Source organism: Gemmatimonas aurantiaca T-27, from assembly GCF_000010305.1.
GTDB lineage: Bacteria > Gemmatimonadota > Gemmatimonadetes > Gemmatimonadales > Gemmatimonadaceae > Gemmatimonas > Gemmatimonas aurantiaca.
Map to the genome: position 1 here is coordinate 3,983,055 of NC_012489.1, position 19,741 is coordinate 4,002,795.

17 protein-coding genes are annotated in these 19,741 nt (G+C 62.6%); 7 read left to right on the forward strand and 10 right to left on the reverse strand.

All coding sequences use genetic code 11. The features are described from left to right. Positions 1-62: 62 nt before the first annotated feature. Entirely contained in the window at positions 63-851 is a 789-nt protein-coding gene (locus tag GAU_RS21340; protein ID WP_015895187.1) for a sigma 54-interacting transcriptional regulator, read from the forward strand. Positions 852-1,173: 322 nt separating this feature from the next. Here GAU_RS21340 and GAU_RS17230 read toward each other — a convergent pair whose 3' ends face one another. Then, entirely contained in the window at positions 1,174-1,887 is a 714-nt protein-coding gene (locus GAU_RS17230; protein WP_015895188.1) for a hypothetical protein, read from the reverse strand. Between the two features lie 29 nt (positions 1,888-1,916). Then, positions 1,917-2,594: a hypothetical protein gene (locus GAU_RS17235; RefSeq protein WP_015895189.1), complete on the reverse strand. Its 678-nt coding sequence runs from the start codon at positions 2,592-2,594 to the stop codon at positions 1,917-1,919. 208 nt (positions 2,595-2,802) lie between these two features. On the opposite strand from GAU_RS17235, the gene GAU_RS17240 reads away from it, so the two are divergent. Next, the gene (locus GAU_RS17240) at positions 2,803-3,552 is read left to right on the forward strand and encodes a PEP-CTERM sorting domain-containing protein (RefSeq protein ID WP_015895190.1); all 750 of its coding nucleotides are present in this window, start codon (positions 2,803-2,805) and stop codon (positions 3,550-3,552) included. Between the two features lie 194 nt (positions 3,553-3,746). Further along, positions 3,747-4,496, forward strand: coding sequence for a PEP-CTERM sorting domain-containing protein (locus GAU_RS17245; RefSeq protein WP_015895191.1), 750 nt, complete (start codon positions 3,747-3,749; stop codon positions 4,494-4,496). Positions 4,497-4,596: 100 nt separating this feature from the next. On the opposite strand, the gene GAU_RS17250 is transcribed toward GAU_RS17245, so the two are convergent. Genes GAU_RS17250 through GAU_RS17260 form a run of 3 tightly spaced genes read right to left on the reverse strand, consistent with a single transcriptional unit; the run spans position 4,597 to position 7,855 of the window. Then, positions 4,597-5,577, reverse strand: coding sequence for a patatin-like phospholipase family protein (locus GAU_RS17250; protein WP_015895192.1), 981 nt, complete (start codon positions 5,575-5,577; stop codon positions 4,597-4,599). 2 nt (positions 5,578-5,579) lie between these two features. Then, positions 5,580-7,112, reverse strand: a complete 1,533-nt coding sequence (locus GAU_RS17255; RefSeq protein ID WP_015895193.1) for an aldehyde dehydrogenase family protein — start codon at positions 7,110-7,112, stop codon at positions 5,580-5,582. Then, positions 7,109-7,855, reverse strand: a complete 747-nt coding sequence (locus GAU_RS17260; RefSeq protein ID WP_015895194.1) for an SDR family oxidoreductase — start codon at positions 7,853-7,855, stop codon at positions 7,109-7,111. Before GAU_RS17260 ends, GAU_RS17255 begins: the two co-directional genes overlap by 4 nt. A 103-nt stretch (positions 7,856-7,958) precedes the next feature. Between GAU_RS17260 and GAU_RS17265 the strand changes: the two genes are divergently transcribed. Both GAU_RS17265 and GAU_RS17270 read left to right on the forward strand, forming a co-directional pair. Next, a complete protein-coding gene (locus GAU_RS17265) occupies positions 7,959-8,855 on the forward strand; it encodes an AraC family transcriptional regulator (protein WP_015895195.1) in 897 nt (298 codons plus the stop codon). Between the two features lie 193 nt (positions 8,856-9,048). Next, positions 9,049-9,555: a putative adhesin gene (locus tag GAU_RS17270; protein WP_015895196.1), complete on the forward strand. Its 507-nt coding sequence runs from the start codon at positions 9,049-9,051 to the stop codon at positions 9,553-9,555. A gap of 133 nt (positions 9,556-9,688) precedes the next feature. Here GAU_RS17270 and GAU_RS17275 read toward each other — a convergent pair whose 3' ends face one another. The 4 genes from GAU_RS17275 to GAU_RS17300 all read right to left on the reverse strand — a co-directional run bounded on the left by GAU_RS17275 (position 9,689) and on the right by GAU_RS17300 (position 14,661). After that, positions 9,689-9,919 carry a hypothetical protein gene (locus GAU_RS17275; RefSeq protein ID WP_041265653.1) on the reverse strand — a complete coding sequence of 77 codons (231 nt, stop codon included), beginning with the start codon at positions 9,917-9,919 and terminating at the stop codon, positions 9,689-9,691. A 1,312-nt stretch (positions 9,920-11,231) separates the two neighbouring features. Beyond that, positions 11,232-12,911, reverse strand: a complete 1,680-nt coding sequence (locus GAU_RS17290; protein ID WP_156799107.1) for a tetratricopeptide repeat protein — start codon at positions 12,909-12,911, stop codon at positions 11,232-11,234. 131 nt (positions 12,912-13,042) lie between these two features. Continuing rightward, entirely contained in the window at positions 13,043-13,528 is a 486-nt protein-coding gene (locus GAU_RS17295; protein WP_015895200.1) for a VOC family protein, read from the reverse strand. 65 nt (positions 13,529-13,593) lie between these two features. Further along, positions 13,594-14,661, reverse strand: coding sequence for a hypothetical protein (locus GAU_RS17300; protein ID WP_015895201.1), 1,068 nt, complete (start codon positions 14,659-14,661; stop codon positions 13,594-13,596). Positions 14,662-14,805: 144 nt separating this feature from the next. Between GAU_RS17300 and GAU_RS17305 the strand changes: the two genes are divergently transcribed. Together GAU_RS17305 and GAU_RS17310 are read left to right on the forward strand one after the other, a co-directional pair. Next, the gene (locus GAU_RS17305; RefSeq protein ID WP_015895202.1) at positions 14,806-16,566 is read left to right on the forward strand and encodes a S8 family peptidase; all 1,761 of its coding nucleotides are present in this window, start codon (positions 14,806-14,808) and stop codon (positions 16,564-16,566) included. A 23-nt stretch (positions 16,567-16,589) separates the two neighbouring features. Further along, positions 16,590-17,930: a hypothetical protein gene (locus tag GAU_RS17310; RefSeq protein ID WP_015895203.1), complete on the forward strand. Its 1,341-nt coding sequence runs from the start codon at positions 16,590-16,592 to the stop codon at positions 17,928-17,930. Between the two features lie 79 nt (positions 17,931-18,009). Here the strand turns inward: GAU_RS17310 and GAU_RS17315 are convergent, their stop codons facing one another. Beyond that, positions 18,010-19,629, reverse strand: coding sequence for an ABC-F family ATP-binding cassette domain-containing protein (locus GAU_RS17315; RefSeq protein ID WP_015895204.1), 1,620 nt, complete (start codon positions 19,627-19,629; stop codon positions 18,010-18,012). Positions 19,630-19,741: the final 112 nt, after the last annotated feature.

Genomic DNA, 19,741 nt, shown 5'->3' on the forward strand with positions numbered 1-19,741 from the left:
GAGAGTCGTCCGCCCGTGCGCGCGAACGTCGTGGTATCATCGAGCCGATTGACGGTCGCGATGTGTTCGCCGGCGCATTGCAGGACACCGACGGGTTTCTCGTCGAAGCGGATCGTGGCACGGCATTTTTCGACGAGATCGGCACGCTCGCGCCCGCGGCGCAGGGTAAGCTGCTGCGCGCGCTCGAGACGGGCGCCTTTCGTCCGGTCGGTGCACGACTCGATCGCCGCAGCGATTTCCGCATCGTCGCCGCGGCCAATCAATCCCTGATGCGCAGCGTCGATGCCGGTACGTTTCGGGCCGATCTAGCCTACCGCCTCTCGGGATGTGTCATTGCCCTGCCACCACTTCGCGCGCGCCCTGACGATATCGCGCTGCTCGCCGAACACTTTGGCTCACATGCCAAAGCGCGTGTCATTCGGTTTGCACCGGGAGCGCTGGCGTTGCTCGTCGCACATCCATGGCCCGGCAACGTTCGGGAGCTACGGCTCTTTGTCGAGCGAGTCGCACTGCTGGCCGATGATCCGACGGTGACGATGAGTGACGTACAAGCCATGCTCACCACAACGGCATATGATCGCGCCTTTCCGCCCCCGCGGTCGGTGCAGGAATCGATGTCGTCATCGGTGGCGGAAGGCGACGCCACAGAACGCATCGACGAAGAGCGACAGCGGCTTCGGCATCTGCTCGACACCGCCGACTGGAATACCAAACGTGTCTGCGCCCAACTGGGGATCCACCGCTCCACACTGTATCGCCGCATGGCGCGGCTTGGCATTGCGACGCATCGGCCAACACCGCGCGCGACTGTTGCAGCACACGCACCGCTCGATGTCACACCAACCGAATGAAACCTGCGCGTGTTGGTGTCATTGAGGCCGGTCTGCGCCGAGTGTGCGTTCTTCCGCGATCATGAAGAGGTAGATCTTCGCGGCAAGACGCGCCGCCGTGGATGCAGAGGGCGTCGTGGATGCAGAGGGCGTCGTGGATCCACAGGGTCGAGAAAACACCCGTGCATCGAGTTCATCGAAATACTCCAGCTCGCTTCACAGGAGCGCCGCCCAACGATAGCCATCGAAAGTGTCGTTCACGAAGCCGAGCCCAAGCATTGCGATCTGCGGGCGCGTGGCGGAGATCCGACGAACCTGTGGCGAGTACGCACAACATGGCGCTTCACTCCGACCGGTCTGATGCACCAGACGCCGGCAGTGCACGACCAATCGTGTCCATGACCGCGCCCATGCGCGCACGCACCGCGTTCGTGGACGACACCCAATAGCGACGCGCGATGGCCAGCACACCACCGGCTCCGACCATGCCCGCACTGACGCCGAGCACCGGAGCGGTTTCGGACCATGTCATGCCGGCCAACGCAGCCATCAGCACACCAAAGCCGGCAAACGCCGCTACCGTGGTCAGGGTGCCGCGTCGATCCATGGCGATGGCCGCATCGACGCCGTCGGCAACCGGATGCACGGTCACGGTGAGTGCCTCCAGCTCGCCGCCATCATGCCATGTCATGCCCAGTGCGCTGGCATGCCCGGCGTGTATACCGGCCGCGTGCCCTTCAGCGATACGCACCGCCGACAACAACCGCGTCGCCATCGGCTCGTCGAGCATCACCGGGAAATGCGCCGCATGCTGCAGTCGCAACGGACCGCCAATCAGCCGTTCCAACAGCGCAGGGGGCTTCCGGACGAGATGCTGCCGCGCGGCCTGCGCCACGAGGACAGGATCGATTCCCACCTGCGCAGCAGCGGCCTGCATCTCGGACAGCGTCAGCCCCGAAGGCGAAGAGCCCTGCACCTCCGCGCGGCCGGACATCTCGGTCGCCGTGCGCAGGATGAGGGCAAACTCCTCGTCGCTGTAGACCCGGTTGTTCGCCACGACCAACCCCTGTTCGTGTAGCAGGCCGCTTACGATGTGGAGAGCAGCCGTACGGCCTGTTCAGCGATCGCTTCCATCTGCCGCTCGCGCTTCCGCGCCCAACCGGGCAGACGCACCACGTTGGCACCCAGTGCGGCGATGGCCATCGTGCCGAACATACCAAGAACCAATAGCGCCTTCTCCGGCTTGCCGGCTGCCGCCACCACACCACCCATCAGCAACGCCATACCGCCGAACAGCGATCCGAGCACATTCAGCACCATCGCGCTGTCATTCAAAGTACGAAGCCTGAGCTGCTGACCATGTGCCGTCGGTTCGACGGTGATATGCAGATTGCCTTCCGACCACTCGCGCATGCCACCCGAGGTGGCCATCTGGCCCTGTGTGTCGAACGTTGTCCGAAACAACGACACCAACTGCTCCCACTCCCGGTCAGAGGGAGCGCGCGGAAGATCGATCACCCGCGACACACCGATCGGCAATCCGAACGACCGTCGCACAGGCGCGACTTTCATTTGCGCATCGAGCAGCGCGGCCGCTGCGGCCACGCGCGCAGGCTCGATGCCCGCTTCCTGGCCAATATGCTTGAGCTCGCCGAGTGTCATGCCGCCTGATTCTGCCGACAGCGATGGGTCTCGTGCATCGTTCGCGGTGGCGAGACTGAAGATCTCGCGCACTTCGTCGTCTCTGTATCGACGCTCGGTCATGTCATCGATTGTACGGCGACCGCATGCCTTCCGCCACGAGCGGTTCCACACAGAGTGGCTCAGCCATACGTGGCATCGAATCGACACTTCCGATCATTTCCGATGTTTCTGAGCAATGAAAAGTGAATATATGGATGTAAGACGTTGGTCCAATAGTTGCAGTTTCTGTAAGGATCTGGTCCCTCCTTCCATCCCAAGCCCCTCCCCAATGCGCCTTGTTCACTTTCTGCGCGACTCGGCTGTGGTTGTTGCGCTCACGGCATCACTGGCCACCACCGCATCCGGCCAGGTGCTGCATGACAATGGACCAGCGGTCATTGGCGGCCTTTCGGTCCTTCGCCCCGGCGCCGCCATTTTCGGTGTCGGTATGCAGACCGACGTTCCCAATGCGGTAGCCGACGACTTCACGGTCGCGGTGGCAGGCGGATGGAACGTGACGGGATTCAGCTTCTTCGGATATCAGACCGGTGGCGTCAATGGCGCCTTCACGTTCACCGGTTTGAGCTGGAGCATTGTGGCAGGTGATGTCAACACCGGCTCGGTGGTGCAGTCGGGATCGGTGGTCCCCACCAATGGTGGCCTGGTCGGTTATCGCGTGAGTGGAACGGATCAAGGATCCACCACCCGTGCGATTTTTCAGATCGACGCCGATGTCCCCGATTTTGTATTGGGCATGGGGCAATACTGGCTGCAGTGGAGCATGACCGGCACCGGGATTTCCGGCCCCTGGCAGACCTCCACCGCCGACGGGGTGGAAGGCAACGCCCATCAGAGCCTGGATGGCACGGACTTCGCGCTTCGCTTGGATGATCTTGACGGCCTGAGCATGGAATACCCCTTCATCATCCGCGGTACGGCGGCGAGTACCGTCGTTCCGGAGCCGTCGACCTGGTCGATGATGATCGTCGGTGGTTTGGCCATGGTGGCGTTTTCCCGTCGTCGCCGTCGCATCGACTGAACACTCGGCGCCTCCTGCCGCGCACGGCCCGCTGACCGATCTGGTCGGCGGGCCGTTGCATTGGCCCGACGGTTTCCGGGCAACAGGACCCATCGCCCGCATGCGATCAGCGACAATCCATATGCCAGTCGCTGGTCCAAAAATTGCTGTTTCAGGAAAGTGTCTGTCCCTCCCTCCATCCCAGCCCCCTCCCCATGCGACTCGCCCACTTCCTGCGCGGTTCCGCCGCTGCTGTCGCCCTCTCTGCCTCGTTGGCTGGAACTGCGTCTGCGCAGGTCCTGCACGACAATGGGCCGGTCGTCCCGCCCTCCGGCCCCTCGGTGATCCGGGCAGGCGGCACAATGTTTGGCGCCGGGATGCAGACCAACGGGCCGAATCGGGTGGCCGACGATTTCACGGTCGCCGTGGCCGGCGGTTGGAACGTGACAGGGTTCAGCTTCTTTGGGTACCAGACCTTCTCGAACAGCGCGTTCACGTTCACCGGCCTGAGCTGGAGCATTGTAGCCGGTGATGTGAATACCGGATCGATAGTGGCGTCGGGCTCGGTGGTTCCCACAAATGGTGGCCTGGTGGGCTATCGCACCACGGCATCGACGCTCAGCAACCAAGACCGCGCAATTTTCCAGATCGATGCGGACGTGCCGGATTTTACGTTGGGCGTTGGCTCGTACTGGTTGCAGTGGAGCGTGGCCGGCAGCCTGGCCGCGGGTCCCTTCCAGCCCCCCACCTCCGACGGCGCCGTGGGTAACGCCCAGCAGAAGCTCGGCAGCGCGAACTTCGGAAACCTTCTCGACGCCGGTGATGCCTCGGGCGTGGAACTCCCGTTCATCATCCGCGGAACGGCGGCGAGCACCGTCGTTCCGGAACCGTCGACCTGGTCGATGATGGTCGTCGGTGGTTTGGCCATGGTGGTGCTGGCGCGTCGTCGCCGTCGCATCGACTGAACACTCGGCGCCTCATGCTGCGCACGGCCCGCTGACCGATCTGGTCGGCGGGCCGTTGTTGTTTCCCCTCGTCTCATCCGAGGTATGCGCGCGCGCATCGCTATCGGCACACCGCGAGACGCTTCGCCGCATGCCGACAGTCGTCCATGACGGCGTACGCGGCTTCGTAGCCAGCGCGAATCACCAGTGCCTGCGCCTCCTTCGAGGACATGCTGGGCACGACAATTTCCGGTGCGATCAACAAGTCCGCTTGTGCCACTTCGGATTCGGCCAGGAGACAACTTTGCGTGCGCATCACGTTGCCAATGACGGTGGTCGCCCCCGTTCCTCCCGGGCGCGGGCTTCGGCAATAGATATCCACCGCGATCACAATATCGGCGCCCATCGCGCGCGCGAAATGCACGGGCACGAGACTGGTGGCGCCGCCATCGATCAGATGCCCTCCGTCATACGACACGGGAACATTGATGCCCGGCACCGCCGCCGACGCCTGAACGACCCGTCCAGCGGATCCCGCATCGAGCAATACGGCCTGCCCGCTCTCCAGATCGGTCGCCACGGCCGCAAACCGCCGCGGAAAGTGTTCGACCGGCACACCGCTGGTGACATCGTCCATCCACTCGGCCAGATGATCGCCGCGCATCAATCCTTTCGTGCTCACCGTGAAATCGATCAGCGACGACACCTTGATGTCGCGTGCTGCCGACTCGATCTGATCCGGTGTCAGACCACTGGCGTAGGCAGCGCCCACCACCGCTCCGGCTGACGTTCCCACGATGATGTCGGCGCGTACACCCAGCTCCTCCAGCGCGCGCAGCACGCCCACATGCGCAAACCCGCGCAGCCCACCCCCGCCGAGGACCACGGCCACCACCGGATGCGCCGTGCGTTGTGCAGCGCGCCCAATGGTACCGTGCTGCTGCGACGCTGCCCTGACGCGCCGGATCTCGGCGAGATCATGCGGAACGAGATTCGCCGGCGGCTCCTCACGCTGCGAAGCGCAGCCCACGATGACCGCCGCCGAAGCGGCGATCACCAGGGTCATCGTGTAGACGGCCGAGCGCTTCATGATCCAACGCATGATCAGGCGCTCCGGTTGGCATTGCGCGCCAGCGGAAAGTCTGCCGGCACCGCAATCGTCTTCGTCTGCAGGTATTCCTCGAACCCCTCGATACCCATTTCCCGACCGATACCGGACTGCTTGTAGCCACCGAATGGTGCGTTGGGAGAGAAGAAAAATGCCCCGTTCACATTCATCGTACCGGTGCGTACGCTACGCGCCACGCGCAGGGCCCGTTCCGGCGACGCGGATATCACGGAGCCCGAGAGTCCGTAGATGGAGTCGTTGGCGATCCGGATCGCGTCATCATCGTCGTCGAACGGAATCACCACGAGCACCGGGCCGAAGATCTCCTCCTGTGCAATCGTCATCGAGTTGTCGACATCGGCGAAGAGCGTGGGCTCGACGTAGTACCCCGTGGTCAAATGCGCTGGTGTACCACCACCCACCACCACACGCGCCCCTTCGGCCTTGCCCTTTTCGATATAGGCCAACACCCGCTCGCGCTGCGCGGCATTGATCATCGGGCCCATGATGTTGTTCGCGTCGTTCGGATCGCCGTATGGCACCTGTCGATAGATGGACTCGAGAATGGCAATGGCCTCGTCGTAGCGCGATCGTGGCACCAGCAAGCGCGTGTTCAGGACACAGCCCTGGCCTGCATTGGCGCACACATAGGCCGCTCCGGCCAACGCCTGCGGAAAGTCCGCATCGTCGAGCACCACCATTGCCGACTTGCCGCCCAACTCCAGCAACGTGCGCTTGATGGTGTGCGACGCACTCTCCATGACACGACGTCCCGTCGCCGTCGATCCGGTGAAGGAGATGACATCCACACGCGGGTCCGCCGTGAGCATGGCGCCCAGGGCCCCGCTGGCAGTGGACGTGAGCACATTGAATGCCCCCGGTGGCAGATCAGGGCACTGCGATGCCACGCGACCCAGCATGGTGGCCGACCATGGCGTGTCATGCGCTGCCTTGAGCACCACGGTGCATCCTGCCGCCAACGCCGGAATGATCTTCTGCAGGTTGGTTTGCACAGGGGCGTTCCATGGGGTGATGGCCACCACCACGCCGGCGGCTTCCTGGCACACCAGGCGTCGCGCTGGGCCACCCATGGGTGAGCCGAGGTCTTCGATCTCCCGCTCGAACGCATAACTCTCGAGCAACGACAGCGAGTAGTTGATATCGGCCACCGAACTATCGAGCATCGGGCCGTGCGTGAAAGTGATGGGGCATCCACTTTCGGCGACGATCTGTCGACGCCATTCGTCGGCCACCGCCAGCAGACCGTCACGGAACTGCGTGAGTGCGCGGAGGCGACGAGGGACATTGGTCGACCAATCCGATGTATCGAAGCAACGACGTGCGGCAGCCAGGGCGCGGTCGGCATCGACCAAGGATGCGGCGGCAACCATGCCCGCCACCGCTTCGGTCGCGGGGTTGATGACATCGTAGGTACGCCCCTCTTCGGCGTCGACCAACGCACCATCGATGAACAGACGCGATTCCGCGTTGAGCGGAGACGGCGTGTGCGTGTGTGTGTGCGTATTCATGACGCCACCTGCACGAGTGCCACGGCGTCTGCACCGGCCGCGAAGTGCAGCCGATCCGAGACATCGTTCGCCGCCTGCAGCACCGTTTCCGCCACATCGATTTCACGGGTTGTGGCCGTGATCGTCCCGTATCCCGCAAACACACGATGCGCGAAGGGCTCGTAAGCGGCGGGAATCAATCCCTGCATGCGCTGCTGGCCGTTGGCCGTGAAACTCGTTGACGGACCGTACCCCGGCTCCACCAGCTTGACGCGCACGCCCAGGTCGCGGAGTTCGAGTTCCAATGACGCAGTGAATCCTTCGATGGCCGTCTTGCTGGCGGTATACGCTGCCACCAGCGGAAACGGTGCCAGTGTGGTGCTGGACGTGACATTCACGATGGTCCCCGTGCCGCGCGCGCGAAACGCGGGGAGGATGGCCTGACACATGGCCATGACACCAAACGTGTTGGTTTCGAAGATGTCGCGCACCGTGGACATGGGCGTGACCTCGAACGCGCCGAACAAACCCACACCGGCGTTGTTCACCAGCACATCGACCGGACCGGCCGCAGCCAGCGCCGCGGCGATGCTCTCCGGCTTGGTGACATCGAGCGGCAACACCTGCAGGTTCGGGGATGCCGGAAACAGCTCCTGCCGCGGCGTGCGCATGGTGGCAACCACCTTCCAGCCCTGCGCGAGGAAGTGACGAGCGGTCTCCAGGCCATAGCCGGAGGAACAGCCAGTGATCAGGACGGTCTTCATGTTTGACTCCGAGGTGTGAGGGTTGACTCGGAGAGAACGATAGGTCAGCATTTTCGGACTTATAGCCACATAAAGTCCGTTCTTTTTTAGTCAGAGTCCTGCCATGAACGACCCACTGTCCGAAGTCGTTCGACTGCTGCACCCACGGGCCGCCTTTGCCAACATCATCAGCGGCAAGGGAAACTGGGCGGTGCGTTATGGCGAATTTGGGTTGCCCAGCTTCTGCATCGTGCTGGACGGCAGTTGCCTGCTGACGGTCGACGGGCACGCGCCTATCACCATCCGCGCAGGAGACTTCATTCTGCTGCCCACGACACCGGCGTTCACGATCTCGAGCTTCGCGCCCGCGCCGCCGGTGCATTTTGACCCCAATCAGGTGGCCAGCTTTCGCGGCGAACTGCGGTATGGCCAGCAGGACGGTGCCCCGGACATGCGTTCCCTGGGCGGCTCGTTTCTGTTCGACAGTACCGATACCGGGCTACTCGTTTCGTTGTTGCCTACCGTCGTGCACATCCAGGACTCCCCGCGCTTGTCACAACTGGTGCAGATGGTGAGTGAAGAGTCCACCGAGCAGCAGCCAGGCAGTGAGTTCATGCTCTCCCGATTGGTGGAGCTATTGCTGGTGCAGGCGATGCGTTCGACCGCCACCGGTAGTGCTCCTCCAGGATTGTTGCGGGGCCTGGGCGATGAACGCCTGTCGCGTGCGCTGAAGGCCGTGCACGCCCACGTGCAGCACCCCTGGACCATCGAGCAACTGGCCCGCATCGCGGCGCTCTCCCGCTCCGCGTTCTTCGAACGTTTCACGCGCATGGTGGGAGCGACGCCGATGGAGTACGTGATGGCGTGGCGCATGGAGATCGCCAAGGGTCTCCTGCGCGACAACGTGCTGTCGGTGTCCGAAGTGGCAGAACGTGTGGGATACGGCTCGACCAGCACATTCAGCGTGGCGTTCAGTCGTCATGTCGGACAATCACCGCGACACTTTGCGCGAAGCCCGTGAACGCATCATGGCAACACGACCCGTGGTATCGATACACACCGGACACGTCGTCACGACCCGTCTTCCTTGACAGGAGAAATGCAGTGCGCGAGCATGCCGTCATGTTTTTGACGATGTGATTCTTCGCAGTACTGCGCCGCATCAACGGTCAGTTTTCATTCATCAGATTTGGGAGCCGTATACAGTGGCAAACATGTTTCTCAGTGGGCATGGTGGTTGGAAGCCGGCGTTTGGATACGTACAAGTTCCCCGTGGTGTGTCGGTGGCGTTCTACACGCACTTCGCCAAGAACCTGATCACGGGCATGGAATACAAGATTCTCGACGGCTCCTACACGACCGTCGATCGGGTCATCGGTGAATACTCACAGTGCCCCAACATGCAGATCTCGGGTCAGGAAGCTGCCTGGACGACGAAGAGCGAAAGCAAGCTCAATAAGGCGTACTGGGGCGACAAATCGATGGTCATTGGTGTGCCGGAAGGGCAGAATGGCAAGCTCCAGGAGTTTTTCGACCTGCTGTCGAAGACCATGAATCGCGGCGACACCTGCACCATCCACTGGCTGGCCTGCTCCACGCTGCAGTTGTCCCAAGTCGGTGGGCGTAACCACGGCTTGAATGCCGGCGATTTCAAGCATGACCCGAACTCACAGGGCCGCTATCGCATCAGGAACCCGGACGGCTCGTTCCTCTGGATCTGATGTCACACGCTGGCTCCTGACGCTGGCGACCGGCGCGGTTGTACATGATGAGACACGGCCCGCAGATCTTGCTGATCTGCGGGCCTTTGTTCTTCCTGCCCATCATGGAACTCACTTCGCGTTCACGTCTCGTCTAGAAGGTCCACGACAGTGCGAGGCCGCGGCCAGAGCTCGATGATGCACCAAGCCGCCAACGCGAATCCGGCACCGGTTCCCACCGATCGCTGATCATGAGGCTGCCGAAGATCATGCCGACAATGAGCCCCACACCAGCGCCGAGTCCGCCCAAGTGCCACGCATCGCGGGCACTCCCCCTGCCATTGGGGTCGATAACGCCACCGGAGAAGCCCGCAAGCGCGCCCAACGTGCCGCACCGGTTGATAGGCGCTGACTTCGGTGACCTGAATCTTCACACCAGCCGCGAGCGAGTCAGCGGACTGCGCGGTGCCTATGGCCGGTCGTAACAGAAACCACGCGGCTGCGCACCACAGCGATCGATACCAAATCCCATGCCTCGACGAGTTCATGTCGCCCTCAGGGAGAAGCGCCGGGGTGCCAACGTGAAGACGGCACGGTCTTCCATTCCTCGGTCGTGAGGAAGCTGCCAACGATCGTGCCGAGCACGAGCCCCACGCCAGCACCCAGGATGCCGAACGTTATCGCCGAGGTGCCGTCCCCTGCCGATCCCCCTACGACAGCGCCCAAGCTAGCCCCAATCCCCACGCCGAAGCCCAACCCTTCACCCGCTCGGCGATACTGGCCCCTGCTGATCTCTACGCGTGACACACTCGGTATGAAGAATGCCGAGACGGGATCGGGTGATCCATCTCGTGAACCGCGAGCGAGCCAGATCGAATCGCGACTGATAGCCACCAGGCGGCCCACATGCCGTATCGGCTGATACGCACTGACTTCCGTGAGTCGAAGTTTCGCGCCGGGCGCGAGGGAGTCAGCAGATTGCGCGGTGCTCAGAGCGGGCCGTAGGAGACACCACACAGCCGCACACCACAGCCAACGATGCCATGCTCGAAATCGGAACGTGCGCATATCTCTCCTTTCGAAGGCTCCACCATGAGTTCGCGCCGGTCTCCTGCTTCGACTAGAACGACCAGGACATTCCGAGTCCTCGGCTGGCACCTGGTCTCGTGCCAAGACGCCAGCGGGTATCCGGCACAGGTTGCCACTGGTCGCTGACGATGAGGCTGCCGACGATGACGCCGACAATAAGGCCGACTCCGGCGCCGATCAGGCCTCCAACTAGGGCGGTGTGTGTATTCCAGTTGTCCTCGGACGAGCAACACTCTTCCATTCCCAAGCCTCCCACGACGCCGAACAATCCGGCCCCTGCCACCGCTCCGAATGCGAGGCCCTTTCCGGGGTGCCTGCGCCGCCCCGTACTGATCTCCACGCGGGACAGATTCGGTGTCGCAAACACCGCGACGTTGCCTCGTGTACCCTGCGCGAGCCAAATCGAATCGCGACTGGCGGCCACCAGACGCCCAACGTGAACTACAGGTTGATAGGCACTGACTTCCGTGACACGCATCCTCGCGCCGGGCGCGAGGGAGTCAGTGGACTGCGCGGTGCCCATGACCGGTTGCAACAGGCACCACACGGCTCCGTACCAGAGCCCACGATGCCATACCCGAAATCGGGATGTGCGCATATCCCTCCTCTTAGAAAGCTCCACCGAGGCGTGAGCCTTTCAGCTCCACATCGGCAAACTGCCAAGCGGTCTTGAAATGCCCACGCTGCGTCGCAGCATCGGCAGTTTTACCCTGTGCCTCGAGCGCCAGAGCGAGACCGAGTGTGGACCAGCCGTTGTGCGGATACTGCTGCAGATCCTTCTCGTACACCAGTTGCGCCTCACTGGCTCGCCCGGCCTTGAGCAGGGCGGCCCCCAGCGACTGTCGCGTGGGATAGTACCAGAACGGCGGCTCGGTGTACGGCAGAGCATCCTGACCAGCCACAGCGGCCGTGAACTCCGTGATGGCGGCGCCGGTGTTGTTGCTCGCCAATGCGATCTCGCCCTGCAACAGGTCTTCGGCGATCTGCAGCAACTTGCTGGCCGGATAGTCGTTGCCGTCGAGCACCATCACTTTCGGATTGGCTTTCAGTGGCGTGAGCGCGGCCAGCTCCTTTCGTGCACCAGCCACATCGCCGGTGTTCGCCAGCGCCACACCGCGTGCATAGTGCCAGATGGCGTTGGAATAGCCGAGATCACTGCGTGGTTGCGGTTCGGCGAGGATCTCATCCCAGTGCGCGAACTGAATCAGCGACAGCAATGGAATAGTCTTGAAAAACTCCACGGTCGGGAACTGATCGATCTGCGCGAGGCTGACATTGTCGGCCAGCTTGCGCCCCGCTTCGATAGCGACCTTGCTCTGCCCCTGCATCGACGCCGCGGACCAGAGGAAGTGGATGTTGTGCGGGTAGTACATCGCCGGATAAAAACCCTGCGCATTGCACTGCTTGATGTAGTCCTCGTCGATCTTGGCGGCCTGCACATTCGACTGGGCCGCATCATTGTATCGACCGACGCGCCAGTAGATGTGCGCCGGCATGTGCACGAGATGCCCCGATCCCGGCACGAGTGGCAGCAGCAGATCCGCTGCCTTTTCCGCTTTCTCCGGCGTAGCCGACGCTTCCATGGCGTGGATGTAGAGATGCAGCGCCAGCGGATGTTTCGGGCTGCGCATCAACGTGTTCTCCAGCGCCGCGATCACCGGCACAATCTCCGGCCGTGGTGTGGTCGCATCGGACCAGTAGTTCCACGGCATGGTGTTCATCCAGGCTTCGCCATACAGCGCAGCCATGTCGTCATCGCTGGGATATCTCTCGACGAGCTCTCCCATCGCGCCCGCATAGGCGAAGTCCAGTGCCTCACGGTCTTCCACCGGCTCTGCGGCGTAGCGCGCAGCAAGCGCGGTGATCAGTGCCTGCTCCTTTTCCGGTTTCGATTTGGCCAGCGCCTGAGCTTTGGTGAGCGCCGCCCATGCCGCCCGCTGCTCTTCGGGCGACATGATGGCCTTGCCCTTGGAGGTCACATTGATATTCGGACCGGTGGCCAGGGCTTCACCCCAGAAACACATCGCGCACGCCGGATCGAGTTTCTGCGCGGCACGGAACGACCGGATCGCTTCGGCGTGGTTGAAGCCGAAGGCGAGCATCATGCCCTGATCGAAATAGCGCTGTGCCCCCGGATCCTTGGTATCGATGGTCCGATGGAAAGCCTCCATGCCTTTGAACAGGGGCGCTCCGGCGCGCGCGACCAGCTCAGCGTCGGATTCGACTTTGGGCGTACAAGCAGCAAGACCAGCCAGCAGGGACACTGCGGCAAGCGTGGCGCGGCGCATCGGACTCTCCGGACGAATGGGCGGAGAACGTAGCACGGCCGAGGATGCCTGGACAGCCTTCATCACAGCAACCGACTGAAGAAAGCGGCCGTCCAGGTTGCCGCGCGGGGCCCGTCATGAACAGCGCCGACTCACCCGCGCCGCGCCGCCTCGATGACAGCCACATCGATCTTCTTCATCTGCATCATCGCATCGAACACGCGCTTCGCGACCACCGGATCAGGATCCGCGACGCCCGCCGTCAACGCGACCGGTGTGATCTGCCACCATAGCCCCCACCGATCCCGACACCACCCGCACTGACTCTCTTCGCCACCGTTGCCGACAATTGCATCCCAATACCGATCCGTTTCCGCCTGGTCGGTCGTGGCGACCTGAAACGAGAATGCGAAGGTGTGCGGAAAGCCGGGGCCGCCGTTGAGCCCGATACATGGGATGCCCATCACGGTGAACTCCACCGTCAGAGCATCGCCCTGCTTCCCCGATGGAAAGTCGCCCGGCGCCCGATGCACCTTGCCGACCGACGAATCCGGGAAGGTTTCCGCATAGAACCGTGCGGCACCCTCCGCATCACCATTGTACCACAGACAAATCGTGTTCTTGGCTGGTGTTGGCATATCGCGGCTCCGTTGCGACGGGTCTTCAGAGATGGGAATGCAGAAAGTACATCCGGTATCCAACGTCAGCGCTCGCGCGCCAGGAATGCCTCCAATCCATCGTCGCGGAAGTCACACTTGGGGAAGATGAGTTCATATCGCGCCTTGGATTCCGTACCACGCTGCACCACCGTCACCTCTGGCTTCCGTTCAGCGGTGGCGTAGGCACGCATGAGCAGAGAGCGGATGGCCAGATCCTCTGAAGGCAACGAGTAGCCCGCAATGACCCACCGATCCGCTGTTCGCATCCACTCCAGCGTCGTGCGCCATACACTCAGCAGATTGGCGTCGCGGACCTCTCGCACATGCGATGGAGCCACGATGTGCAGCTCGAGACGCACATCCTGTCGACAGTGGCAGGTGTTCGGATCGATCAGCTCTTCACGAAAGGCCAATGACGAAATGCTGCCCAGCGGATTGAAGTAGACGTACCCGCAGCTACTGCACCGCAACTGGTTCACCGATCCGTGCAGCTTGTACACCCGCAGCCGCGGATCCTGTGAGGGGCGACTACGCTCCCGGCCGTCCCCCACGTGCCGCCAATCGAAGCCCAGATCGATACGCTTCGTGACCTCCGACTCCCCCAGGCGACGGTACAGCGTCGACTCGATGCTGATGTCGTAGTTGGTGGTGATCAGCGCCGCCGCGTCGCTCCGCTGCGCAAACCAGGTGGAGATGCCATCGGCCAACTGACGCTGTCGCTGGACGACATCCGCTGCGACACCACGCCGACTACGGTGGTCGTCGAGGATGAGATAGGTGATCGCCTGCTTGAGCAGATCCCGGAATCGTTGCAGCGCCCCCTGCCCGCCGACCGACAACGACTCACCATTGGCCAGGGCATACTCCACCAGCGAGAAGGCCTCGGTGATGAGAGGCAGGCTCTGATCCGTCGAGTCGTCAAATCCCGGGTACAGTGTGCGCAGAAAGGCCTGCAACGCGGTGCGGTCGGCGGCCTCCTTGCGGCCATCGCACAGCCCCTGAAACAGCGAATGATCCAGCAGTTGAGTCCGCACCAACGGCAATAGCTGGTTGGTGAGCGGATACCCCAGCGCATAGGACGCGCCAGCTCCGGTGAAAAACGCAGTGCGCATGCTTCTATCCTGTGACGCAACGGTGAACAACGCCAGCAAGCCGCAAGGCTCAGCTCGCACCTGACGACGAACCTGCTGGTCGGATGCTCGCAGGCACGCAATATTCTCAGCCGTCTGCTGCACCGCTATCACCACAGAGGAATCATGGCCGAGCGACGCAAGAAGGCGCCTTCCAAGTCGGCCGGGAAGGACGCGGCATCACAGCCTGCCCGCTCCGCCAAGGAGAAGGAGCATGAGGAACTGCGCCGAAACATGCTGCGCTCCATCATCACGGAACCGTTGCTTTCACGGATCCAGGAGCAGCCGCGGGCCAAGTTCGATGTGATCATCTCCCTGAACGAGTTGTATCAGGGAGGTCTGGAAAGCGCCCTGGAGCAAGTACAACGGCGCGCGGTGGACTGGGGCGTCAAATACTCCTCCGTCTCCAGCTATGTCTTTGCCCGACTCACGGCCGCGCAGATTCAGAAGCTGGCCCGGGAGACGCAGGATCTGGTGGCGGAGAACCGTCGTGCCGAGACGGTGGTCTATCGCATCTGGGAAGACAGTGACATCGCCGTCACGCTCACGCGGTCGCTGACCACCGTGAAGGCCGATGCCGCCCAGCGCGCCTTTCACGCGCTCGGCGAAGGCATCGTGTGGGCCGTGCTCGATTCGGGCGTCGACGGACGGCACGCCCACTTCGCCGAGAAACAGACGCTGCACGGGCGCATCGATTCACTGGGTGTACGGACACCGATCGAGCACCGCGACTACACACCCGATGGCGATGCGCAGAACCCAACGCCGGGCGATGCGACGCTCAGGGACAACGCGACCCAGCGGACCGGCCATGCCAGTGCCCTGGTCGATCGTCTCGGACATGGCACGCACGTCGCCGGCATCATCAGTGGGTACTGGACCACCGAGGAGAAGGGTGGTCTTCGTGTGGTGGGCACCGAAATGCGGGATGAGAACAGCGGTGCCGGCAGCACCAGCAAGCCGCTGATCTCCCGCGAAACACTCACGTCCATCAGCGGCGTGGCCCCGCTCAGCAAGGTGGTGAGCCTCAAGGTCATCGCCGATGTCACCCGCACCGACGACTTCAAACAGACGCGGGGACAGGGCAAGGTGAGCTGGGTACTCCGGGCCATCGACGATATCCAGAAGTGGAACCAGAACGGGCGACGTCTGTTGATCCACGGCGTGAACATGAGTATCGGATACGACTTCGATCCACGCTGGTTTGCGTGCGGCCAGAGTCCGCTGTGTGCTGAAGTGAATCGACTCGTGAAGTCGGGCGTGTGTGTGGTGGTATCGGCCGGCAACAGCGGCTACTCGTCGTACATCTCGGGCAGCGGCACAGAGTTGAACAGCTACAACAATCTGAGCATCACCGATCCAGGCAACGCGGAGCTGGCCATCACCGTGGGCTCCACGCACCGAGACATGCCGCACCTGTACGGTGTGTCGTACTTCTCCTCACGCGGCCCCACCGGCGATGGACGGCGCAAGCCCGACCTCCTCGCGCCCGGTGAACGCATCCGATCGTGTGCCGCCGGGATCGAGCAGGAACGGTACGGCGTAGATCCGGAGATTCACCCATCGCCCAAGGTGGAAGCGGCAAAACCCAAGAAGCCGGGAACACTCGCGCATGCCGTGGAGGGACCACCGCAGCCGCTGCAACCGAACGCCGATCGCGCTCCCGAAAACGGCAAAGTGCTCTACTGCGAGCAGACCGGAACCAGCATGGCGGCGCCTCACGTGTCAGGCGCCATTGCCGGTTTCCTGTCGGTGCGCACCGAATTCATCGGGCAACCGGAACGTGTCAAAGAACTGTTTCTCAAAGGCGCGGTGGACCTTGGTCGTGAACCGTCATTTCAGGGGCACGGCCTGCTCGATCTCATGAAAGTCCTTCAGGCAGTCTGATCATTCAGCGAACGGAGTCGCATATGAGTACCCTGTCAGGCTTCGACTATGTTGCCCTGCCCTACGATGGTGAAGGGAAGCCGACATCGGCAAAGGCATTGAACGAATTGCTGGCGCTGGTCAAATCCACGAAGGCCACGGATGTACTGCTGTTGGCACATGGCTTCCGCAATGATGAAAAGGAGGCCTCCAGCCTGTACGAACGGTTCCTCGACAATTTTCGCACGCACCTGACCCACGCGAATATCGCGGCGGCCATGAAGGACCGTCGGTTTGTCGCGGCCGGTGTGTTCTGGCCTTCGAAGACGTTCTATGAAAAGCCGGACAAGGATGAGGGAGGCACGCAGAGCTTCGACGGTGATGATGCGCGCGACGACGTGCGTCAGCAGCTCGCGGCGATCGATGACGGCACCTTGAGTGCGACGCAGAAGAAGGCGCTCACCAAGGCGATCGCCATGTTTGACGACATCGAAGACGATACGGACAAGCAGGATGCGTTCGTCAAGTTGCTGCTGTCGGTGGTCGAAGAGGCCGACGAGGATCCCACCGAAGGGCTGGAGTTGCTGAAGGCGCAGAGTGGATCGGAGCTGCTGGCCAAGCTCGGCCGCCCTGTCATCCTGCCCACGGCGCAGGACGGCGAAGGTGGCACCGCCGCGATCGGCACCCGCAGCGGCAACGATGGCGAGGAGGGTCGCCCGCTGTTCATTGGCGGATACATCAAGTCGGCCGCCGGGCGTGTGGGGCAACTGCTCAACATGACGACGTGGTATACGATGAAGAACCGCTCGGGCACGGTGGGTGGTGCGGGCGTGGCCGATGCCGTGCGTGCGCTCAAGACCATTCCGGGTGTGCGGGTGCATCTGATTGGCCATAGTCTTGGCGGCCGCGGCATGGCCGCCTGCGCGAAGGCGTTGAGTGCCGCCCCGATGGTCCAGGCCGACTCCCTCTCATTGCTCGAGGCGGCGTTTTCGCACTACGGATTCAGCAAGGACAATGGACACGGCACCCGCGGATTCTTCCGCGATGTGATCGACAAAGGGGTGGTACGCGGGCCGTTGATCTCCACGTATTCGTATCAGGATACGGTGGTGGGCAAGGCATACTCCATCGCATCACGGCTGGCCGACGACAACGTCAAGGCGATCGGTGACAAGGACGATCAGTTTGGTGGCATTGGCCGCAACGGCACGCAGCGTTACGCAGAAGCCACCAACCGCACGCTCGCCAAAGTGGGTGACAAGTACGCCTTCACGCTGAAGGTCGTGAACAACCTCGATGGCAGCGGTGGGCTCATCAAGGATCACAGCGATGTCACGAATCCCGAGGTGACGTACGCGGTCGCGTGCGCGATTGCGGCAACGTAGATCCGGTGGGAACAATGACACCGAGGCCCGTCTTTCTCGCGAAAGGCGGGCCTCGTGTGCAAGCCGGATGGCGCTCGCGCTATTTGCGTGCTGCCCGACGGGCCTGCTCTTCCTCCCACTCGGTGAATGGGGCATCGAAGTCCACCAGGCGTGTTCCATCGAACCACCATACGCGCGTGGCCACCTCGCGCAGGAAGGCACGATCGTGACTCACCAGGAGTACGGTGCCATCGTAGTCCTCCAGCGCGTCTTCCAGCACTTCGATGTTTTCGACGTCGAGGTGGTTGGTGGGCTCGTCGAGCACCAGCAGGTTGGCGTGTGCCAGCGTCATGAGCGCCAGTGCCATGCGGGCGCGCTCACCACCGCTCAGAGAGGCCACTTCACGCAGCACCGAATCGCCACTGAAGCCGAAGGCGCCGAGACAGTTCTGGATCTGCCCGCGATTCCACAGCGGGCGCTTGTCCTGAATGGTGTCGTACAGCGACTTGCGCAGTGGCAGGTCGCCAAGATCCTGACGGAAGTAGGCCGCCGTGATCGATCCACCGACGCGCGCGGTGCCACTCGCCGGTTCCAGATCGCCCATGATAGTGGAGATGAACGACGACTTGCCGGCACCGTTGGGTCCCACGAGCGCCACGAAGTCATTGCGGCGCAGTACGGCCGTGAAATCGTCCACCAACACACGACCGGGCACTTCCACACGCAGCGCATCGATCGCGATCACCTGATCGCCACCACGTTCAGACGGCTCGAACGACAGTGACATCGCGGCCGGATCACCCGGCGGTGGCGCGAGACGGGGCAGCCGTTCGAGACGCTTCCGCTTGCCCTTCGCCTGAAAGGAGTTCACACCGGCAATGTTCCGCATGATGTACTCCTCTTCTTTCTTCACGTACGCCCGTTGTTTCTCCAGCTCCCGCTCACGCGTGAGCCGCCGTTCAGCGCGCTGGGGCACGAACTGACTGTAGTTGCCCTTGTACCACTCACTCGATTTGGCCTCCACATGCAGAATGTGCGTGCAGACGGCATCGAGAAATGCGCGATCGTGTGATACCACAATCACCGTCTCGTCCGCCTCCCTGAGCCAATCCTGCAGCCAGGTCGTGGTGTCGAGATCGAGGTGATTGGTGGGTTCGTCGAGCAATAGCAGGTCGGCGGGTGCGATGAGCTGCGCCGCCAGGCCCACACGTCCGCGCTCACCACCGGAGAGTGACGAGATGAGGCGTGTCTTCGACTCCTCCGCATCAAAACCCAGGCCCTGCAACACCGCATCGACGCGGGCATGGTAGATGTAGCCGCCCATGTCCGCGAATCGTTCCTGGTCGTGTCCGAAGCGCTCGAGGAATTCCTCGGTGACATGCTCGCCCATTTCGCCCAGTTCGATGGCTTGCTGCGCTAGGCGCTGCTCGAGCGCGACCACTTCACGCCACGCGGCGGCACCCGCTTCCCAAACCGTCGTAGCGCCTTCGAACGCACGGTGCTGATCGAGCAGCGCGTGACGCAACCCCGGCTTGCGAGCCACACTGCCCGCATTCGGCTGCATCTCGCCGGTGATGACTTTGAAAATCGACGTCTTGCCCGCGCCGTTGCGCCCGATGATACCCCAGCGCTCGCCTTCGCCCACCGTGAACGTGATGTTCTTGAACAGTTCGGTCGATCCGAAGGAGATGCCGACGTTGGAAACAGAAAGCAGGGTCACGCGAAGTGGGGACAGGACCGGGGCACTGCGGCAGTCACGGGATCGTGCTGCTGGGTGCAAAGCGGCGTGCAGATCAGTGTGAAAATCTAAGCCCCGCGTCCCCTCCGCTCCT

Bases quoted from the DNA above. Each gene is read 5' to 3' on its own strand.
- GAU_RS17235 (WP_015895189.1), bottom strand. From the start codon at position 2,594: ATGACCGAGCGTCGATACAGAGACGACGAAGTGCGCGAGATCTTCAGT.
- GAU_RS17240 (WP_015895190.1), top strand. From the start codon at position 2,803: ATGCGCCTTGTTCACTTTCTGCGCGACTCGGCTGTGGTTGTTGCGCTC.
- GAU_RS17245 (WP_015895191.1), top strand. From the start codon at position 3,747: ATGCGACTCGCCCACTTCCTGCGCGGTTCCGCCGCTGCTGTCGCCCTC.
- GAU_RS17250 (WP_015895192.1), bottom strand. From the start codon at position 5,577: ATGCGTTGGATCATGAAGCGCTCGGCCGTCTACACGATGACCCTGGTG.
- GAU_RS17255 (WP_015895193.1), bottom strand. From the start codon at position 7,112: ATGAATACGCACACACACACGCACACGCCGTCTCCGCTCAACGCGGAA.
- GAU_RS17260 (WP_015895194.1), bottom strand. From the start codon at position 7,855: ATGAAGACCGTCCTGATCACTGGCTGTTCCTCCGGCTATGGCCTGGAG.
- GAU_RS17265 (WP_015895195.1), top strand. From the start codon at position 7,959: ATGAACGACCCACTGTCCGAAGTCGTTCGACTGCTGCACCCACGGGCC.
- GAU_RS17270 (WP_015895196.1), top strand. From the start codon at position 9,049: ATGTTTCTCAGTGGGCATGGTGGTTGGAAGCCGGCGTTTGGATACGTA.
- GAU_RS17290 (WP_156799107.1), bottom strand. From the start codon at position 12,911: ATGCGCCGCGCCACGCTTGCCGCAGTGTCCCTGCTGGCTGGTCTTGCT.
- GAU_RS17295 (WP_015895200.1), bottom strand. From the start codon at position 13,528: ATGCCAACACCAGCCAAGAACACGATTTGTCTGTGGTACAATGGTGAT.
- GAU_RS17300 (WP_015895201.1), bottom strand. From the start codon at position 14,661: ATGCGCACTGCGTTTTTCACCGGAGCTGGCGCGTCCTATGCGCTGGGG.
- GAU_RS17305 (WP_015895202.1), top strand. From the start codon at position 14,806: ATGGCCGAGCGACGCAAGAAGGCGCCTTCCAAGTCGGCCGGGAAGGAC.
- GAU_RS17310 (WP_015895203.1), top strand. From the start codon at position 16,590: ATGAGTACCCTGTCAGGCTTCGACTATGTTGCCCTGCCCTACGATGGT.